This window comes from Akkermansia sp. NBRC 115031 (assembly GCF_030268505.1).
In the GTDB taxonomy this organism is placed as follows: Bacteria; Verrucomicrobiota; Verrucomicrobiia; order Verrucomicrobiales; family Akkermansiaceae; genus Akkermansia; species Akkermansia massiliensis.
Window position 1 is genome coordinate 444,861 of the sequence record NZ_BSQU01000002.1, and the last position, 18,427, is coordinate 463,287.

Below are 18,427 nucleotides of genomic sequence, written 5' to 3' on the forward strand. Positions count from 1 at the left end.
TCACGGATTCCCGCGAAGTTATACAGGTTGCCGCAGAATGCAATGTGAAGAGGGTTCGTTTTTCCGGACCTCCTGTTGCAGCAGTTCCAGGCATTCCTGAAAGGCCGCAGAGCGGGACGGTTTCATCAATGCCATCCGCTTCCATTTTTCTTCTTCCGCATGCTCTCTTTTACGGTAACGGGAATGGCCTTTTTTATCCTCTGGTGGAGGAGAAAGGGAGCCTGGGGGTTATCGTCGAGTGGCTGAAAAACAAAAAGCGGAGCGCAGGGAGGGCGGGAGGCCGGGTAGTGGTTCAGTTAATGGTGGCTGGAGATGTTCCCAATCAGCGCGCCGCAGCTGTCATGGATGTTTTGATGAGAGCCGGGATGGACTCAGTGGTCCTGAAAACTTTCAAGGATAGTTGAGAGAGGGGCGTTCATTTCGTTAATGGCCGGAATTTGCTCCGGCTCGGAATGCCGGATCTTTTTTTGAAAGAGCAGGATTCTCAGAGATAAAAAGGCCTTTTTGGTTCCAAACCCAATCCTCCCCTAAGGGAACGCGAGCAGGAAGAACTTTCTTGCAAGGATGACTAAAAATACAGAACTTTCTGCTTTAGAGTTTGCAGCATCCTGTTAGAATGACGCAATCCATTACAGATAGGTGCATTCCGTGCATTTGCACAGATATTGTACCTATTCTATTATCTCTTCTGTTTCAACGAATTTTAAACACATGATCAAATCAAACTATACTACTGCACTGGCTGCAGGCCTGGTTTCCGTGGTGAGCATTGGGGCGGCGCTCCCGTCCAGTGCCCAGCATGGCCCGCGCGATTACCAGCGCACGGCCCTGACCGCCATGAAGGAAGGCAAGTGGCAGGAAGCCCTGGATGCCGTGGACCGCTGCATCCGCGTTTATGAACCCCGTATCAAGACGCTGGGGCTGGATGACGGCTTCGGCTGGTTCTATTACCAGAAGGGCGTCTGCCTGGCCCAATTGAAGCAATACAAGGAAGCTGTGGAAGCGTTCAAGGCGTGTTACACCAAGTTTCCGAGCGCCAAGAACCAGCTCGTGAAAATGGCCCTGTTCCGCGAGGGGGAAAACTATTGCCGCCTTGGGGATTTTGCCAAGGGCGCGGAGCTGCTGGAGAAATTCCTGAAGGAATACCGCAGCGACCCTGTAGCCCGGAATGTCAATGCCGGTGAAGTGCAGGGACTGCTGGCCCAGTGTTATTTCAAGATGGATCCGCCCGCCTTTGAGAAAGGGTTGGAAAACCTTACCTCCTGCGTCACCTCCCGCTACAAGGGGCGCCGCATTACGGATGCCGTCATCACCAACGGCTTCCTGGCGATGGTGGATGCCGCCATCAAGACCGGCAAATGCCAGGAAACGGTGAAATTTGTGGAAGCCCATCCTTCCGTGATGAACATCAGCCCCACCCGCGTGGCGCTGTACGCTCCCCGGCTGGTGAGCTACATTGCGGAAGTGCTGGAAAAATCCCGCGCCCTTCTCCAGGAAGGAAAGCAGAAGGAGTCTGAAGACTACGCCTCCCTGGCAATGGTGCTGATGGGCCTCCTGCCCGACCAGGCCGGAGTGCTGGCGGACGCCAACCATTCCCTGGACCGCCTGGGACGCGCCAACGGCGCCGTGCCCGGCGTGACGGACCTCTCCCATACGCTGGACAGGACGAAGGTGACCGCCCTGATTGACCAGTTCAACAAGATGAAGGAGGAAGGGAAGGTCATGGACGCCTTCACGTTCAGTTTTATGGGCAACCAGGCCCTGGTGCATGGTTCCCAGCGGGTCGCCCGCGCCGCTTACCAGCTTATCAATGAATCCTATCCGGACGCCCCGGGCAGGGAGGACAACCTCTATTACCTGGCCATGACTACCTGGCAGTTGGGAGAAGCGGACAAGGGCGGCGAGCTTGTGGCGCAGCACCTGAAGGAATTCCCGAATTCCAAGTATGCCCCCATGCTGAACACCCTATCCCTGGAAGGACTGCTGAAGGACAAAAAATTCGATCTCTGCGTCCAGCAGGCGGACAAGGTCATGGAGCTGCACAAGGACGACCCCACCCACAAATTCTATGAACTGGCCCTGTACTGCAAAGGCGCCTCCCTGTTCAACCTGGGGGCTGCGGACGCCGCCCGCTACAAGGAAGCGGTGCCGGTGCTGGAACGCTTCGTGAAGGAATACCGTGACAGCACCTACCTGAAAACGGCCATGTACCTGCTGGGTGAAACCTACACGAACCTGGGCAATACGGATGAAGCCATCCAGGCCTTCACCAATTACATTGCGCGTTTCCCGGACAAGAATGACGCCAATATGGCCGCCGTGCTTTATGACCGTGCCTTCAACTACCTGAACCGCAAGAACCCCGGAGACGAGGAGCTTGCCACGAAGGATGCGAAGGAAATCGTGGACAACTTCAAGGAGCACCGCCTGTTCCCGTATGCCAACAACCTGCTGGCGAACCTGTATGCCGGCAGCAAGGAGCATGAACAGGAAGCGGAAGGCTATTTCCTGGCCGCTCTGGAATCCGCCAAAAAGCTGGGCGACAAGCGCCCCGCCGCGGAAGCCGTGTACAACCTGCTCATCAATGCCACCAAGAAACCTCTCCCCGTAGAACCGAAGGAAGCCGTGGAAGCGGCCAGGACGGCGCGACGGGACGAAGTCAAGAAGTGGTATGACGAGTACTGGAAGAACAGCGACCAGCCCGGCAGCCGCTACAGCCTCCAGCTGGCTGCCGCCGCCATGGACTTCTTCAAGGACGACAAGGAGATGTTTGACCCCGCGTCCGTCAAGATGCAGGAAGTCATTGTGAGGGAAGGCAAGAAGGACGATCCCAAGATGACCGTTCTTCTGGAGGAAGCCGTGAACTCCTACACCAAGACGTACATGGCCGGCAATCAGGCGCTGGGCCGCAATCTGGACGCCAACGCCATGCGCAACCACTTCTACCGGTTCCCCGGCGTGGACAATGACAAGGACAAGACGCTGAGCGCCATGCTCCGCATGGCCGTCATTGCCCAGACGCAGGAACGGTATGAAAAGGCTCCCACGGAAACGGACGAACAGCGTGCCGAGAAGGCCGCTCTGGAAGGTCTGGTCAAGCAGCTCTTCGTGGAGCTGAAGCGGGACTTCAAACCTTCCGACCTGCCTCCGTACACGCTCGTGAAGCTGGGTGTCCACCTGGCCAATACGTCCCAGCCGGAAGAAAGCATCGCCTACTTTGATGAAATCCTGGACCCGTCGGAACCTGATCCGGTGCGCAAGAAGGCCCGCATCAACGGCATGTCCAAATACCGCAAGAATGCGGTCTTCGGGAAGGCCGTTGCTCTGGGCCGCAGCAAGGATAACGCCAAGGTGGAAACCGCCATCAAGATGATGAAGGATGAACTCAGCAAGGAGGAATCCAGCGCCAACCCGGACCGCAAGGCCATGGAAGACGCCCAGTACAACCTGGTCAAGTTCACCTCCGCCCGCCAGGACTGGCCGTCCGTCATTGCCGCCGCCGACAAGTACCGCGAGAACAAGTCCTACAAGAAGAATCTGCCGGAAGTCCTCTACCTGCAAGGTGAAGCCTACCTGAAGCAGAACGAGCTGGACAAGGCCCTGATCAACTTCATGAACATCACGGGCACGTACAAGGGCCTCGTGAAGTGGTCCGCTCCCGCCGTGCTTGCACAGATGGATACGCTGTGGAAGAGGAACACGATGTCCCAGGGGGCGGGCAAGCAGCCGTCCGACAGGTATATCGCCTGGAAGGCCGGCAGCCAGTATGTGCAACTGCTGGATACTCCCGCCAACCGCAAGAAGATGACGGCAGAAGACAGTGCCCTGGTCAACGAGGTGAAGGATAAGACGGCCAAGTTCGGCTCCGATCCCGCCGTCAGCCAGGAACGGGCGGACATCGCCGCCTATGAAGCCGCCATACGCGCCGCCAAAGGCCAGAAGTAACAACAAAAGGTTTAGCAATCAACAATATGAAAGCACTTTCAGTAATAATGGTATTGGCCGGCTTGTCCACCCTGGTTCCGGCTATGGCTCAGAATGCCCAGAATCCCCAGCGCCTGCGCGCCAGGGCTGCCGCTCCGGCCATCAAGAATGGCCGCCCGACGGATATTTACATTCTTTCCGCCAACGGCCCCATGGTCCAGTTCGTGGAAAGCAGGGAATCCCAGGAAGTCCTCCAGCAGATGGCCAGCGCCTTCAAAACGCTGTACATCTTTGAAACGGATGATTTCGTGGACGCCAAGGTGGCTATGGAAAACCGGAAATACCAGGACGCCCGCAACAAATTCCACGCCCTGGTGAACAAATATGCCTCCACGCTTTCCATCAAGGACAGCCTGTCCGCCCGGGCGGCCGTCTATGAATTGGAGTGCGCCATGCGCATGATGGACTGGGCCGGGGTCAAAGGCCTGCTGGCCAAGTTCCCCGTAAGGGGTTCCAATCTGTCTCCCTCCGCCCAGGATGATCTGGAGGTTGCCAAAATCATGGCCCTGATTCCGGACAAGGACTGGAACGGCGTGAAAAGCCGTGCCGCCTCTTTCCTGGCCACCAAGAAAAATGCCACCCGCCTTCAGCAGGCGCGGATGAAGTATGCTCTTGGGGCCGCCGCCATGGTAGCCCAGGATTGGAACAAGGCTCTGGATTACTTTGCGGAAGCCCTGGTGCTGCTGCACGGTTCCGATGAAGAACTGGCCTCCGCCTGCGTGGTGCGTTCCCTGGACTCCTACCTGCACATGCCGGATGTGGCCAAGTTCCTGGAGGATTCCGCCGTGACGGCTGCCGTGGAAGCCAGAAAACACAATCCTGAAACCGTGATTCCCGACTTGCAGATGAAGGCCCGTCCCGCGCACGTCAAGGAAGCGGCCGCGCTGTACCGCCTGCATGAACTGATGCTCCCGGACAGGAAGCTGCCGGCCAAGTACGACGGGTTTGCGGTTTCCTACAAGCATCCCGCTGCCGTTGCTCCGGCCCAGACTTCCGCTCAGGCGCCTGCCCAAGCCCCGGCACAGGCTCCCGCCCAGCCGGAGAAAAAGTAGTAACGAACTGACGCGGCAGGTTTTCTGCCAGCCGCCTTCCATTCAACAAGGACTGTCTCCCCTTCACAGGGAGACAGTCCTTTTTTGTACTTCGTTCCCTCATGAGGGTACCGCATCCCTACTGTCCGGAATGGCTGCCGCGCCTTAGGGGACGCTGCACGTTTTCCGGAGATATTTTTTCATTGGGAAAATGCGGAAGAGCCGCTGGCAGGGAGAGAACAAGAGCGGTTAAAAAACGGTGCGTACCGTAGGGAGGGGCTCTCTTGAGCGCAGACTTGCGGAAAAATATGAGGTGGCGGCTGCGGACGCGTGTTCCACAAGGAAGAAAAGACAGTTTTTTGCAGATGATGCAGTTTCCGGGACTTTGTGCGGAGATGCCTGGAAAGCCATATTCCGTATGTTTTGCCCTGGCGCGGGGAAGGAGAAACGGCTTTGTTGATGATAGGGGGCCGGAACAGGGAAACCGGTGCGGCTGTTGCGGCTTCCATGGCGGTTTGGGGTTTGCCTCCCCCTCAAGCTGGAAGCCGGGAATGAAGAATTCCGCATGGACGGCCAGCCGGCCACTCAACGCCGGAGCGGGAACAGGGGGCAGGAAGGCCGTTGCGCGGCGCTGTCCTCCGTTAGAAGGTATCCTTTTGTTGGTTTTCTGCCCCCATGTACGGAACGCCCCTGCGTCCGGGAAAAAAGCTCGTCTTTTCAGAAGCTTTATTTTTCCCGTGCAGGGTCATTTCCTGTTGGAGGATTTGGGAGGTCCGGAAGAATGATGTCAGGCCGCAGTGCGCCGGCGCCGCAGCATGGAGAGGGAAAAGCCGAACAGGCCCAGGGCAGCGGCAGCCGGTTCCGGCGTGTTGAAATTGACGCCTACGTAGCCATCCCGGCTCATATCCAGCTCATACCCTCCTTCCGTCCGTACTTCCAGCCCTTCCAGGCTGATGCCGTTCCCTGCCAGTTTGAAGTAAACCATGCCGGACCCATCCACCGGAAGAGCGTCCGGAGTTCCCATCAATTGAAGGATTACATTGTTGAATAAAAGAGAGCCGGAGGCTGTGGAATTCCCCTCCAGGCTGAACAGGGGCTTGTCCTGGCTCAGGGAGGCCATATCTACGGTAATGGTCAGGTTTTCCAGGGTGACGGAAGCGCCCGGGGAAAGGGATGAGCCCTGGATGCTGATGGAATGGAAGTTTTTCAAATCGCTTGAAAACGTGAGGTCCGTCTCCGCCGGTTGGAAGACCATGGTGTTGAAGCCTGTTCCTCCGTCCACGCTGCCGTTCACTGTTCCGCCGGAATAGGAAAAAACATCGTCGCCGGAACCCATGACCACCGCCTGGCCGCTGCCTCCTGTAATGGTTCCTCCTTCCATGAAGATGCAGTTCTCCCTGTCGCTGACAATCCTGATGCCCACGCCGTTGGCGCCTGTTCCCTCAATGGTGCCGCTGTTGGTGATCCGGATGGCTTCAAAGGCATTGCCGCCGTCGGAATCATCCACCAGAATGCCGTAGGCCTGGCCGTTCGTGTTGGAATTGGAAGCCGTGATGGTCCCGGTATTGGTTACGACGCCCCCGCCGATGGCAAGGCCGTCCGCACTGCCGAAGGAGTCCTTGGCAATAATCGTGCCGGAATTGGTCAGGTTTACGATGTAATCCACGTCCACGCCGTCGCCGTCCAGGGTGGTTGCGTCTCCGGTGCCGCTGATGACGCCGTCTTTGCCGTTAACCACGGTGACCACGTACTTGTCGTCCTGCTGGAGGGCGGCGTTCCAGTCCCAGTTCAGGCCGGAACCTCCCCTGCCTTCAATCCTGCCGTTATTGCTGATGGCGGCTTTCCCTTCTCCGGTAACTCCGTGTTTCATGCCGGTGATTTTCCCTCCGCTGTTGTTGGCAAGATCCAGGCCATGGGCAAAGGTGTCAATGCCGTCGTCTTCCGGATCGTAATGCTTGGCCGTGATGCCGTTTTCCCCCGCAGCCGTGGTTTCAATCGTGCCGTTGTTGATCACAGTGGCGTTATTGCCCAGTTTGACGGCTCCTTTCTGACCGGCGGAAATGGTACCGTTGTTGGTGATGGTGGCGGACGTGTTGATCATGTAGCGCAGGTCGATGGCCTGTTTTTCCGTTCCGGTCATCGTGCCGGAATTGGTCACGCTGATCAACTGTCCCGTTATTCCGTTTTCCATGCCCTGGTCCAGGACAAGGGCGCTTTTTCCGGAAATCCTGCCTCCTTCCATTACCTCGATCTCAAGGGCGGACTGGATGGGGTCTTTCAGGTTGACGGCATTTTTGGCGACGTTCAGGAATCCGGTTCCCGTGACGGTCAGTTTGCCCTCCGTCATGTTGACGGCCTTGGTCTGGGTGTCGCTGATGGTCTGGTCCGCAAGGGAGGGCGCGGCAAGCAGAACCGCCGTGGCTAGGGTCGTGGCTGTGGAATAAAGATGGTGTGCCTTCATGGTGACAAGCTCCGCAGGTTAACGGGAGCGACGCCACCATGCCAGAACGGACGCGCGGGAGGGAAACCCGTTCGTGCAACAAGTTTGCCACGGGGAATGGCGCGAAGCAGGGAGGAAAGGAAGAAGGCCGCCTACCGCAGGACGGGGGCGCTTTTCACTTCCTCCGTCCATTTCCTGTACAGGTCCGGGGAAATTTCGGAGGGCTTGATTTCCGAGCGTTCGCCCCAGAAGACGGCCGTATGCAGGACGGGAATGCCTGAGGCGTCCAGATGGCGGTCAATCGCCGCCTTGTGTTCCAGCACGGCGTTTTTTTCCAGGCCGTGCACCACGCCCATGATCTGCGCTCCGCCGAAGATGTCCCCTCCGGTTCTCCAATAGCAGTGGGTCATGCAGATGTGGCGTCCGCATTCCGCTCCCGCCCGGATTTCCATGCCGGCGGGAACCGTCCAGTGGAACAGTCCGTTGTATTTGGTGACGGGGCCGTCGTTCGTTTTGGTCCGTACATGTTCCAAAAAGGTGGCGAAGCGGCCGATGACCTGCTTCCGGTCCAGCTCTTCCGCCGTGCGGCAGTATTCCTCCGGTTCCAGGCCAGCCTGGGCGGCGCGGAGGGCCCAGGGGTCTTCCACCATTTCCTCCGGCCTGAGCTGTTCCTTGACGGAGAGGAGCACCTTCCATTCCAGCCCGGAGAGGGAGACGGTTTTCGTTTCCTGCATGGGGGCCGGTTCCGGAGTCTTGTCTCCGGGCCGGAGGCCCCTGCGGCGCATGTGCCCCACGCCCAGCGCAAAAACGCCGCGGGCGGGCAGCAGGACATAGTCGTCCGCGCCGATGTGGCGTTTCAGTATCTCGCAGTGTTCCTCCAGCGTGCCGCAGCCCACAGGCACCTTGACCGTGGTCCAGAGCCTGTATTGGGCGCCGGGATTGGCCGCATCCGTGTTGCGGAGCACCACGTGGCCCGTGAAGGGGTCGTGCTCCTTCATCCAGTCAAAGGCCGCATCCAGGTTCTTCTCCGGCAGGGACCATGCCACCAGGGCCCCCTGGGCGAGCTTGGTAGCCAGCAGCGTCTGGCGCACGCGGCGCACCACTCCGGCTTCCATCATGGCTTTCAGGCGCTGGATGACTACCGGGACCGGGTGGCCGCATTGCTCGGAAATGGCATGGAAGGGGAAGCGCCGGAAGCCCTTGACGCGGTCTTCCGCCACCATCAGGATGTCCGTGTTGACGGGATCGTTCGGAGAGGAGGGAATGCTGTTCATGACGGGTCAAAAAAAGGCCGGGCGATGGTGTCGCCCGGCCCGGAAAGCCGGAGTTGGTTTAGCTACTGCCCGGATTGGTACAGCGGCTTGTTGTCGTACCGGGCGTCGTAAATGGCGAAGGATTCGCGGTGCTGGTTGTGGTCGCCGCGGAAGATCAGCCTTCCGCTGTGCTGGCGTTCCAGTTCCATGAGCAGGCTGGCGTCTTCATTCTTGAAGCGGGAGAGCACCTCCGAGTTTACGACGATGACCATGTCCCCGATGGTTTCCCTGTATTTCTGGATGCAGGCGTAGATCTGCCGCTGGATTTCCACGCTCATGGTCATCACGGATTTGACGCGGCCCCGGCCTCCGCAGTACGGGCACGGGTCATGAACGGATTCCCGGAGGCTTTCATTGAGCCGCTGGCGGGTCATTTCCATCAGGCCGATGGGGGTGATCTGCAGTACCTGGGTCTTGGCCTTGTCGCGCTTCAGGCGGTCCTTCATGGCTTTGTACACGGCCTGCTGGTCCTTCCTGTGGCGCATGTCGATGAAGTCCACCACCACCAGGCCGCCGATGTTGCGCAGGCGGAGCTGTCTGGCGATTTCATAGGCGGCTTCCAGGTTGGTGTCCAGAATGGTCTTGTCCAGGTCCTTGGTGCCCTTGTTGCGTCCGGTATTCACGTCAATGGCGATCAGGGCTTCCGTCTCGTCAATCACCAGGTAGCCGCCGCAGGGCAGGAGCACCTGGCGCTGGAAGGCTTCGTTGATTTGTTTTTCAATCCCCAGTTCTTCAAAGATGGGCGTGCGCACGGGGAAGTGCTGGATGTGGCGCTTGGCGCGGCGGGAGATTTTTCCCGCAATGGAGCGCATGTGCTCCGTGGTTTCCGCGTCGTCGCAGATGATGTTGTCCACAGTGTCCGTCAGGAAGTCCCGTGCCGTGCGTTCGATCAGGTCGGGTTCCCGGTACACGCAGACGGGGGCGGGGTTGGCCTCCTTTTTTTCCTCCACGCCGTACCATTGCTCCAGCAGCATGGCGAGGTCGCGGACAAAGTGGCGGTAGCGCTGTCCCTGGGCCACCGTGCGCATGATGATGCCCATGCCGTCCGGCACGTTCAGCTTCTGCATGATCTGGCGCAGGCGCAGGCGTTCCTTGGGGTCTTCAATCTTGCGGGAGATGCCGAACTGGTCCGTGAAGGGCATCAGGACCAGGTAGCGTCCCGCCAGGGAGACGTTTGTGGTGACGCGGGGGCCCTTGGTGCCGATCGGGCCCTTGGTGACCTGCACCATGATTTCGGAGCCGATGGGGTAGATATCCGGAATGTCCTTGGACGTGATTTTGCGCTGCTGCTTCTTTGGCCGTCCTTCGCGTTCGATTTCTTCCAGGCTGGAGTCCAGCGCGGCGGGCAGAGCGTCCCAGAAGTGGAGGAAGGCGTTCTTTTCCTGGCCGATGTCCACGAACATGGCCTTGAGGCCCGGTTCGATGTTTTTGACGCGGCCCTTGAAGATGCCGCCTACGATGTTGTCTTCGCCTTCGCGCTCGATGGTGTATTCTTCCAGTACGCCGTTTTCCAGAAGGGCTACGCGGCGTTCGAGTTTCTCGGCATTGATGATGATGGTGGAGCCTTCCATGGGATCACAGGATCCGAAGCCGAAGGCTCGTTTAATTTTTTTAAGCATTTTTGTAAACACGGGGTGTGAATAAGCTAGGGTGTGCTATTGCCCGCAATGTTCCCGGAGGGCCGCCTCCCGGCAGGAGCGGCTGGATTTCAAGCTGTGGAGATGGCCGGAAAGGAATCATGCAGGCAGATGCGTTGATGTGATGCGGCAGTACGGCAGGCGCAAGGCCGGAGCGCTGGCTCCGGAGGTTCCGTCTTCAGTCTTCCGCGTCAGTAACATTAGTGAAGAAGTCCAGTTCCTGAAGGGCTTTTCCGGTACCTTCCGCAACGGCGCTGAGCGGGTCTTCCGCAATGTGGATGGGCAGGCCGGTCTGCTCATGAAGGAGCTGGTCCAGTCCGCGCAGCAGGGCGCCTCCGCCGGCTAGAACGATCCCCCGGTCCACGAGGTCGGCGGCCAGTTCGGGGGGGCAGCGTTCCAAAGTCGTCCGCACGGCGTCAACAATTGTGTTGAGTTGTTCCGTGAGCGCTTCGCGCACTTCTTCTGATCGGATTGTCACTGTCTTGGGCAGGCCCGCGACCAGGTCGCGGCCCTTGACCTCGATAGAGAGTTCCTGGGGCAGGGGATAGGCGGAGCCGATGCGGATTTTAATGTCCTCGGCGGTGCGTTCCCCGACCATAAGATTGTAGGTTCTCCTCATGTAGGAGATAATGGCGTCATCCAGCTCGTCCCCGGCGCAGCGGACGGAACGGCTGTAAACGATGCCGGAGAGGGAAATAAGTGCCACTTCCGTGGTGCCCCCGCCGATGTCCACGATCATGTTGCCGGCGGCTTCCTGGACTGGAAGGCCCACGCCGATGGCGGCGGCCATCGGCTCCTCAATCAGGTGCACGCGGCGCGCTCCCGCCGCTTCCGCGGATTCCTTGACGGCCCTGCGTTCCACTTCCGTAATGCCGGAGGGAATGGCGATGAGCACGCGCGGCTTGATCAGGTAATACCTGGCCGTGGCTTTTTTAATGAAGTAACGGAGCATTTCCTCCGTGATGTAGAAGTCGGCGATGACGCCGTCCTTCAGCGGCCGGATGGCCGTGACGGAGCCGGGGGTGCGGCCCAGCATTCGCTTGGCTTCGTCCCCCACGGCCAGAACCTTGTCTCCCTTGACGGCGACGACCGAGGGCTCTCGCAGAACGATGCCCTGGTCCTTGACGTTGACCAGCGTGTTGGCGGTGCCCAGGTCAATGCCAATGTCATAGGAGAAAAGTTTGACAATTTTCTGAAAGAAAGATGACATAAAAAACTAGTGGATAAAGGCGTAGCCCTGAAACAGCCGGGGGGAGGAACGCCACACTTTTTCCTTTTCACGGGACTGAAAGCCTGGCACCCGGACCGGGGCTGCGGGATAATCCCGTACAGGACGAATCGACTATGAAAAAACATGCCTTCCAGGTCAAGCGGAAGATGCGGGATGACATATGTATTTGCATTATCAGCAAGGATGTACTATATGAATGAAAGATGGCGGCAGTGTTTCCCCGTATATCCAAATTACATTCACCTATTCCATTTATGAAAGTCACTACTATCCTGACGGCGGCGGCATGCCTGGCTGGTTCTTTCTCTCTTTATGCGGACCCGGCTGCGGACAGGGAAGAAGCTGCGTCATCCACGGGAGCCTATTCCGTAGCAGGAGCCCTCCGCCTGCCTGAAAATACGACCAAGAGGGATGTCTACGGCATGAACGTGGGCTGGAAGCTGTTCAAGGGCAAAAATGCCCCGGAAGGAGTGAACAGTCCGGACTTTAATGATTCTTCCTGGGAATCCGTGAATCTTCCCAACGGCATTGAGCTTCTTCCGGAGGAGGCCAGCGGCTGCTCCAATTACCAGGGGCCGGTGTGGTACCGGAAGACGTTCACGGCCCCGGAGAAGCTGAAAGGCAGGAGGAATACCCTGTATTTTGAAGGCATCATGGGGAAGAGCGAGGTTTGGGTGAACGGGGAGAAGGCCGCGGAGCATTTCGGGGGTTATCTTCCCGTCATCGTGAATCTGGACAAGTGGCTGAAGCCGGGCCAGAAGAACGTGATCGTCGTGAAGGCGGACAATTCCAACGACGGGTCCTATCCTCCCGGCAAGCCCCAGGAAAGCCTGGATTTCGCCTACTTCGGAGGCATTTACCGTGACGTTTACCTGATTTCCACCGGTCCTGTCTATATCACGGACCCGAACGAGGCCGGAACCGTTGCCGGCGGCGGAGTTTTCTTCCGGACGGAATCCCTTGACCCCCGTACCCGCAAAGGCAGGGTGGGAGTGAAGGTGCAGGTGGCCAACGATACGGACAAGGAACAGAAGGTGCGCGTGCAGGCGCTGATGACGGACCCCAAGGGCGTGGACCCCGTCGGAGAGACCGCCCCGCTGGTCATTCCGCCCCATTCCACGGGTGAAGTGGATATTCCCCTGGTGATCTCCAATGTGAAGCCGTGGTCGCCGGACAATCCCAACCTGTACACCCTGAGCGTGGAGGTATGGAACGCCGCCGGAGGGAACAATGCCAAGAATCCGGCCCATCTGCTGGACAACCGCTCCATGAGGGTGGGCGTCCGGACCGTGGAGATTACGGAAAAGGGGCTGGTGCTGAATGGCTCCCTGTTCCCTGAAAAGCTGATTGGCGGCAACAGGCACCAGGATTTCGCCCGGCTGGGGAATGCAGTTCCCAACAACTTGCAATGGCAGGACGCCGTGAAGCTGAGGAAGGCCGGCATGCGTGTAATCCGGAGCGCCCATTATCCGCAGGATCCGGCCTTCATGGACGCCTGCGACCGCCTGGGCCTTTTCGTCATCGTCGCTACGCCGGGCTGGCAGTTCTGGGGCAAGGGGCCTTTTGCGGACCGGGTTTATGACGACATCCGCCAGATGGTGCGCCGGGACAGGAACCATCCCTCCGTGATGATGTGGGAGCCCATTTTGAACGAGACCCATTACCCGGCGGATTTCGCCAAGAAGGCCCGCGACCTGGTGCATGAGGAATACCCGTATAAGGGCTGTTACACCGCTTGCGACGCGGTGGCCCAGGGCAATCAGCATTATGAGGTGCTGTACGCCCACCCGGCCACGGGGGACAAGCACTGGTCCATCAAGGAACGGAAGGACAACAAGCCGTATTTTACCCGTGAATTCGGGGATAACGTGGATACCTGGTCCGCCCATAACTCCACCTCCCGCGCGGCGCGCCACTGGGGTGAAGTCCCCATGATGGTGCAGGCCCTCCATTACCTCAAGACCTCGTTCCCGTACACTACGTATGATACCCTGAACGCCGCTTCGGCCTACCACTTCGGCGGTTGCCTGTGGCACCCCTTCGACCACCAGCGCGGCTATCATCCGGACCCTTTCTACGGCGGCATTCTGGATGCCTTCCGCCAGCCCAAGACCTCCTATTACGCCTTCATGTCCCAGCGGCCCCAGAAGACGCGCAATGAGCTCGGCTCCGGTCCCGTGGTGTACATAGCCAACGAATGCACGCCTTTTTCTCCGGAAGACGTGACGGTGTTTTCCAACTGTGATTCCGTTCGCCTGAGCGTCAACGGAGGCGCGCCGGTGGAAAAGAAGGTGGCTTCCTACCCCAACGGCCTCAAGCGCGTTCCCGTCGTGTTCCCGAAGGCCTGGGATTTCATGGAAAACAAGAAGCTCGCCCGCGCCGGCAAGGAAGGGGCGGTGAAGCTGGTGGCGGAAGGCCTGATTGGCGGCAAGGTGGTGACCAGGCATGAAGTGCGGCCCTCCCGGAGGGCGGAAAAAATCCGCCTGAGCCTGGACCGTGAGGAAGGCGTGGAGCTGTGCGCCAACGGTTCCGACGTGTTTGCGGTGGTGGCGGAAGTCACGGACAGCCGTGGAACGGTGAAGCGCCTGAATGATGAAGAGCTTGTCTTTTCTGTGGAAGGTCCTGCCGAATTGCTGACGGATTCACCGGACGGCACCCTGACCCAGCCCGTCAAGTGGGGCTCCGCTCCGGCGCTGGTGCGCCTGGGCGCCAAGCCCGGAACAGTGACGGTGAGGGCCTCCGTGAAGCATCCCGGCTCTCAGAAACCCGTTTCCGGCGTCTTGAAGTTTGACACGAAGGCTCCCGGGCTGAACATGCTCTTCACGGAAGATGCCGTAGGCAAGGCGAAGAAGGGGGCGGCTGCGCCGTCTTCCGCAGAGGCGCCTGCTTCCGAACGGGAAAAATCCCTCCAGACGGAGCTGGAAAAGGTGCGCCATGAGCTTAACAAGCTGCGCAACGACAAGGTGAGCGCCCAGCAAAGCCACTTTGAATAACCGGACTCCCCGCCATGCTGAGAGAAAAGATCATCCGTTTCTGCCTGCTCCTGCTCCGGCTGGGGATGGGGGGCTTTTTTCTCTTTGTGGCGGGGCGCAAGCTGTTCCACCTGGACCAGCTCCAGGCGACTATTGACCGGTTCGCCATTTTCCCGGAGGCCTGGGGGCATCCCCTGGCCTGCCTGGGCGTGGCGTGCGAGATCGTGGTGGGTCTGGGACTCCTCTTCCGCCGGACCTGCGCCGGCGCCGCGCTGCTGGGCAGTGCGCTGACGTTCACGTTTGTAGCCCTCTTTGTGCAGGGCTGGATCAGGGGGCTTGCCCTTTCCTGCAATTGCATCGGCGTGGAAAGGGAAGTGACCAGCTATCCCTTTGAAGTGGCGTGGAGGCTGGGCCTGTTCCTGCTGATGCTGGTCATCCTGTGGAATTCCTGCCGCAAGGGGAAGACATACTTCAATGTGACCCGGCTGGATTTCAGCGAAATGTGACCGATGGGAAAGGGCGTGCGGCCGTTTTCAGGCCTGGAACGTTTCTCTGGGAATACATTCCGGGGAGAAGGATTTCCAGGGACCGGAAGACCCTTGCTCCCTGGAGGCAGTTTCGCGTGCACGCCGCCGCATTCATATATGCTTGGAGAACAGGCTCCCTTTCCCGGAATGAAGGTTTGATCCGTTCATTCTTCAGATTTACTCACCCTGCGGGCTTCAAGCTGCGCTTTCCGACCTGCCGGTTTGTCCGGTTTCCCGGCCTTCATAGCCTCGTTTTACCAATGAACGCCGCCTTCCGTCCAATCGGGTTTTCACCGTTTCTTGAGACCGGTGTTCGTCGTGGAGAATTTCCTTGCAGGGGCAGGGAGGCAGGGTATCGTCCGGAGGGATGGAGAAGCCTGAAGCCCGCAGGAAGGAGGAACCCGCAGGCCGGCGCATCACCCTCCGCTTGTTCTCCGGCGCGAACCCTGTGCACATGCCCTGGCTGCCGCCAAAAGAAGGCGCACCTTTCCCGGGCGCCTTTGCCGCCGTACTGTCTTACAGCTTGTGGCCGAAGGTATCTTCCGGCTTCAGGGATTTGATCAGTTCCAGCAGGAGCTTGATCGTGTTTTCCACGTCCGTAAGGGCGGCCGTTTCCACCGGGGAATGCATGTAGCGCAGGGGCAGGGATACCAGAGCGGAGGCCACGCCGTTGCGGGAAACGTAAATGCTGTCCGTGTCCGTTCCGGTGCGGCGTCCGGCGGCTTCGTGCTGGAGCGGGATTTTGTTCTTGTCAGCCACGATTTCTAGGCGCGCCACCAGGTTGGGGTGGTTGGCCGTGCCGTGGATGACCGCGGGACCGCCGCCCAGCTTGATGTCTCCGAATTTGCCCTTGTCCAGTCCGGGGGAGTCCGTGGCATGCGTCACGTCAATGCAGATGGCCGCGTCCGGACGCAGGCGGTGGGTGATCATTCCCGCGCCGATGCAGCCCACTTCTTCCTGGACGGCGTTGACGAGCATCACGTTCCAGGCGAGGGGCTTTTTCAGCTTGCACAGTTTCCTTGCTATTTCCGACAGGACGAAACCGCTCAGGCGGTTGTCCAGGGCGCGGCATACCAGCTTGCTTTCATTCATCAGCATGGGGCCGTCGCAATAGACGCCCACATGGCCCACGCGCAACCCGAGTTCCGCCACCTCCTTGTCGGAGGATGCACCTACGTCAACGTAGATTTCCCAGATTTTAGGTTCCTTTTCCCCGGGTTCCCGCAGGTGGATGGCCGTGTTTCCGGTTACGCCCGTCACTTCCCCCTGGGAGCCCAGGAAGCGCACGCGGCGTCCGCGGGCGATGGCCGTATCCGTGCCGCCCACGCGCTCCACGTAAAGGAAGCCGTCCTTGGTGATATGGCGGATCATGAAGCCGATTTCATCCGCATGGGCTTCAATCATGAGCGTGGGAGCGTTTTCCGCTTCCGCGTGGAAGGTGGCCCAGGTGTTGCCGTAGGTGTCGCACTGGACGTCTTCCGTGTACTTGCGCAGCTCGTCCGCCCAGATTCGCTGGGCGTCTATTTCAAAGCCGGAGGGGCTGGGAGTTTCCAGAAGTTCCGTTAAAAATTCAAGACTGTCGTCGCTGATCTTCATGGCTTTTGTATAGCACCGTTCCCGTATCCGCTCAACAGGAAAGCATGGCTGCCGGCGGGGAGATGTTCCGGGAGGGGGATGAAAAAGCCCCGCCTGCACGGGATGCGGGCGGAGCCGGGAAATGGTTTCAGCCGGGGCTAGGCCTGCTTGACCGGAGAAAGCCCTTCCAGGACGTTCTGCTTGTCCATGATATAGCCGGTGTCCGGATCATGGTACTGCGTGGAGTAAACGGATGTTCTGGCGCTCCCGTACGGGTCCGTTTCCTTCGCGACGGGAAGACGGTTGCTCAGGGAGGGGAAGCACTGCTCCACCAGTTCAAAGGTGGTGACGGGCTCCGGCACCAGGTTGACGGAGAAGATTCCGCATTCCCATGCCTTTTCCACATCCCTGACCAGGCGGTTCATGGGATAGAGCTGGTGGCGTTCCAGCAGGGCCGCTTCCAGTTCTTCCGTTCCTTCCGGGGCGGCGGCCAGCAGATCCGCCACGCTCATGTCCGCTCCCGTTCCGGTGACTTCCGGAAGGTAGACGTTCAGCACGCGTCCGAACCGGAGGTTGATGAAGGCTTTCATTTCCACCAGCGCGGCAAGCCATTCATCTTCCGGTTCGCGGAGCAGGGGGGAATGTTCATTGCCCGTTTCCGGCTGGGTGTCAATGCAGGTAACGTAGGTTACCCGTTCCGCCTTCACCTCATGCAGGAGGTCGATCAGGGTTTTAACCTGCGCCAGAAAAGGGGCCATGTTCTGCCGGATGGCCCTGCGCCCTTCCCGGAGGGAGGGGCAGATGATCACGGCCTGCCCGAATTCCTTGCCGCGCAGCAGGGACAGATTGGTTTCATCAATCAGGTAGTCGAAGTACCGTTTTGAGGACCAGAAGGCGCCGAGGGCGCAGGAGGAACCGATGAGTGCCGTGTCTGTCATGGGGAGGTGCGGAGGTTGGGCGGTTGAGTGGGATGGTGCCGTTATTTCAGGGCGTCAAAGGCGGATTTGAAGAGGAAGTATCCCCAGCCCCAGTCTTCATTGCCGGCCCAGTCCTTGTCATAGTGGTGGCGGGGCAGCAGGAAGCGTTCCGGGTGGGGCATCAGGCCCATGGCGCGGCCGGTGGAATCCTGGAGGCCCGCGATGCTGCATTCACAGCCGTCGCGGTTGTCCACGTACTGGAGAGCCACATTTCCGGCAGCCAGGTATTTTTCCGCATCTCCGGGGCGGGTGACCAGGCGGCCTTCCGCGTGGGCGGAGGGCAGCTCGAATTCATCCGGAAGGCCCTGGAGGAAGGGTGAGTTTTTAGCTACCTTCACCAGCTTGGCCCAGACGCATTCAAAACGTTCCTTCTTGTTGTCAATCAGGCTGGAATCCGGCAGAATCCCCAGCTTGGTGAGTATCTGGAAGCCGTTGCAGATGCCCAGGAGCAGGCCGCCTCCGGCATGGTGCCGGTGCAGGGCGTCTCCCAGGAAGCGTTCCGTTTCCAGCTGGGCCAGGCGGCCGCTGGTGACGTAGTCCCCGTAGCTGAAGCCGCCGCCGAGGACGACGAGCTGGGATTTGGCGACGTGTTCCGGCGTGGCCGTGGCGATGGGCTGGATCTGGGTGGAGAAGCCGGCCGCTCGCAGGGCGCGTTCCGTTTCCGCGTCACAGTTGGTGCCGGGGTATTTCAGTAAAAGTGCGTGAGGCATATTGGTAGAAATGAATCGTTGGTATGGTTA

At 59.3% G+C, this 18,427-nt stretch carries 11 protein-coding genes; 4 read left to right on the forward strand and 7 right to left on the reverse strand.

Going from position 1 to position 18,427, the window contains the following annotated elements; genetic code table 11:
* Positions 1 to 711 precede the first annotated feature (711 nt).
* Positions 712 to 3,945 carry a tetratricopeptide repeat protein gene (locus QSJ36_RS04630; protein ID WP_022397592.1) on the forward strand — a complete coding sequence of 1,078 codons (3,234 nt, stop codon included), beginning with the start codon at positions 712 to 714 and terminating at the stop codon, positions 3,943 to 3,945.
* Positions 3,946 to 3,971: 26 nt separating this feature from the next.
* Positions 3,972 to 5,036, forward strand: coding sequence for a hypothetical protein (locus QSJ36_RS04635; protein ID WP_253231937.1), 1,065 nt, complete (start codon positions 3,972 to 3,974; stop codon positions 5,034 to 5,036).
* Between the two features lie 766 nt (positions 5,037 to 5,802).
* On the opposite strand, the gene QSJ36_RS04640 is transcribed toward QSJ36_RS04635, so the two are convergent.
* The 4 genes from QSJ36_RS04640 to QSJ36_RS04655 form a co-directional block, all read right to left on the reverse strand.
* Positions 5,803 to 7,476, reverse strand: a complete 1,674-nt coding sequence (locus QSJ36_RS04640) for a hypothetical protein (protein WP_285467243.1) — start codon at positions 7,474 to 7,476, stop codon at positions 5,803 to 5,805.
* A 131-nt stretch (positions 7,477 to 7,607) separates the two neighbouring features.
* Positions 7,608 to 8,729 carry an Lrp/AsnC family transcriptional regulator gene (locus QSJ36_RS04645; protein WP_285467245.1) on the reverse strand — a complete coding sequence of 374 codons (1,122 nt, stop codon included), beginning with the start codon at positions 8,727 to 8,729 and terminating at the stop codon, positions 7,608 to 7,610.
* Between the two features lie 62 nt (positions 8,730 to 8,791).
* Complete coding sequence (locus QSJ36_RS04650) at positions 8,792 to 10,387, reverse strand: Rne/Rng family ribonuclease (RefSeq protein ID WP_022397588.1); 1,596 nt, start codon at positions 10,385 to 10,387, stop codon at positions 8,792 to 8,794.
* 196 nt (positions 10,388 to 10,583) lie between these two features.
* Positions 10,584 to 11,615 carry a rod shape-determining protein gene (locus QSJ36_RS04655; protein WP_012419593.1) on the reverse strand — a complete coding sequence of 344 codons (1,032 nt, stop codon included), beginning with the start codon at positions 11,613 to 11,615 and terminating at the stop codon, positions 10,584 to 10,586.
* A gap of 275 nt (positions 11,616 to 11,890) precedes the next feature.
* Between QSJ36_RS04655 and QSJ36_RS04660 the strand changes: the two genes are divergently transcribed.
* The gene (locus QSJ36_RS04660; protein ID WP_022397586.1) at positions 11,891 to 14,629 is read left to right on the forward strand and encodes a glycoside hydrolase family 2; all 2,739 of its coding nucleotides are present in this window, start codon (positions 11,891 to 11,893) and stop codon (positions 14,627 to 14,629) included.
* A gap of 14 nt (positions 14,630 to 14,643) precedes the next feature.
* Entirely contained in the window at positions 14,644 to 15,114 is a 471-nt protein-coding gene (locus QSJ36_RS04665) for a MauE/DoxX family redox-associated membrane protein (RefSeq protein ID WP_022397585.1), read from the forward strand.
* A gap of 537 nt (positions 15,115 to 15,651) precedes the next feature.
* Here the strand turns inward: QSJ36_RS04665 and QSJ36_RS04670 are convergent.
* The 3 genes from QSJ36_RS04670 to QSJ36_RS04680 form a co-directional block, all read right to left on the reverse strand.
* A complete protein-coding gene (locus QSJ36_RS04670) occupies positions 15,652 to 16,731 on the reverse strand; it encodes a M42 family metallopeptidase (protein WP_022397584.1) in 1,080 nt (359 codons plus the stop codon).
* A 137-nt stretch (positions 16,732 to 16,868) separates the two neighbouring features.
* On the reverse strand, positions 16,869 to 17,648 hold the full coding sequence (locus QSJ36_RS04675) for a hypothetical protein (protein ID WP_022397583.1): 780 nt from the start codon (positions 17,646 to 17,648) through the stop codon (positions 16,869 to 16,871).
* A gap of 41 nt (positions 17,649 to 17,689) precedes the next feature.
* The gene (locus QSJ36_RS04680; protein WP_022397582.1) at positions 17,690 to 18,397 is read right to left on the reverse strand and encodes a phosphoribosylformylglycinamidine synthase subunit PurQ; all 708 of its coding nucleotides are present in this window, start codon (positions 18,395 to 18,397) and stop codon (positions 17,690 to 17,692) included.
* Positions 18,398 to 18,427 lie beyond the last annotated feature (30 nt).

Coding starts and splice junctions, on each gene's coding strand:
- QSJ36_RS04645 (WP_285467245.1), bottom strand. CDS start 8,729: ATGAACAGCATTCCCTCCTCTCCGAACGATCCCGTCAACACGGACATC.
- QSJ36_RS04635 (WP_253231937.1), top strand. CDS start 3,972: ATGAAAGCACTTTCAGTAATAATGGTATTGGCCGGCTTGTCCACCCTG.
- QSJ36_RS04650 (WP_022397588.1), bottom strand. CDS start 10,387: ATGCTTAAAAAAATTAAACGAGCCTTCGGCTTCGGATCCTGTGATCCC.
- QSJ36_RS04670 (WP_022397584.1), bottom strand. CDS start 16,731: ATGAAGATCAGCGACGACAGTCTTGAATTTTTAACGGAACTTCTGGAA.
- QSJ36_RS04680 (WP_022397582.1), bottom strand. CDS start 18,397: ATGCCTCACGCACTTTTACTGAAATACCCCGGCACCAACTGTGACGCG.
- QSJ36_RS04665 (WP_022397585.1), top strand. CDS start 14,644: ATGCTGAGAGAAAAGATCATCCGTTTCTGCCTGCTCCTGCTCCGGCTG.
- QSJ36_RS04630 (WP_022397592.1), top strand. CDS start 712: ATGATCAAATCAAACTATACTACTGCACTGGCTGCAGGCCTGGTTTCC.
- QSJ36_RS04660 (WP_022397586.1), top strand. CDS start 11,891: ATGAAAGTCACTACTATCCTGACGGCGGCGGCATGCCTGGCTGGTTCT.
- QSJ36_RS04640 (WP_285467243.1), bottom strand. CDS start 7,476: ATGAAGGCACACCATCTTTATTCCACAGCCACGACCCTAGCCACGGCG.
- QSJ36_RS04675 (WP_022397583.1), bottom strand. CDS start 17,648: ATGACAGACACGGCACTCATCGGTTCCTCCTGCGCCCTCGGCGCCTTC.
- QSJ36_RS04655 (WP_012419593.1), bottom strand. CDS start 11,615: ATGTCATCTTTCTTTCAGAAAATTGTCAAACTTTTCTCCTATGACATT.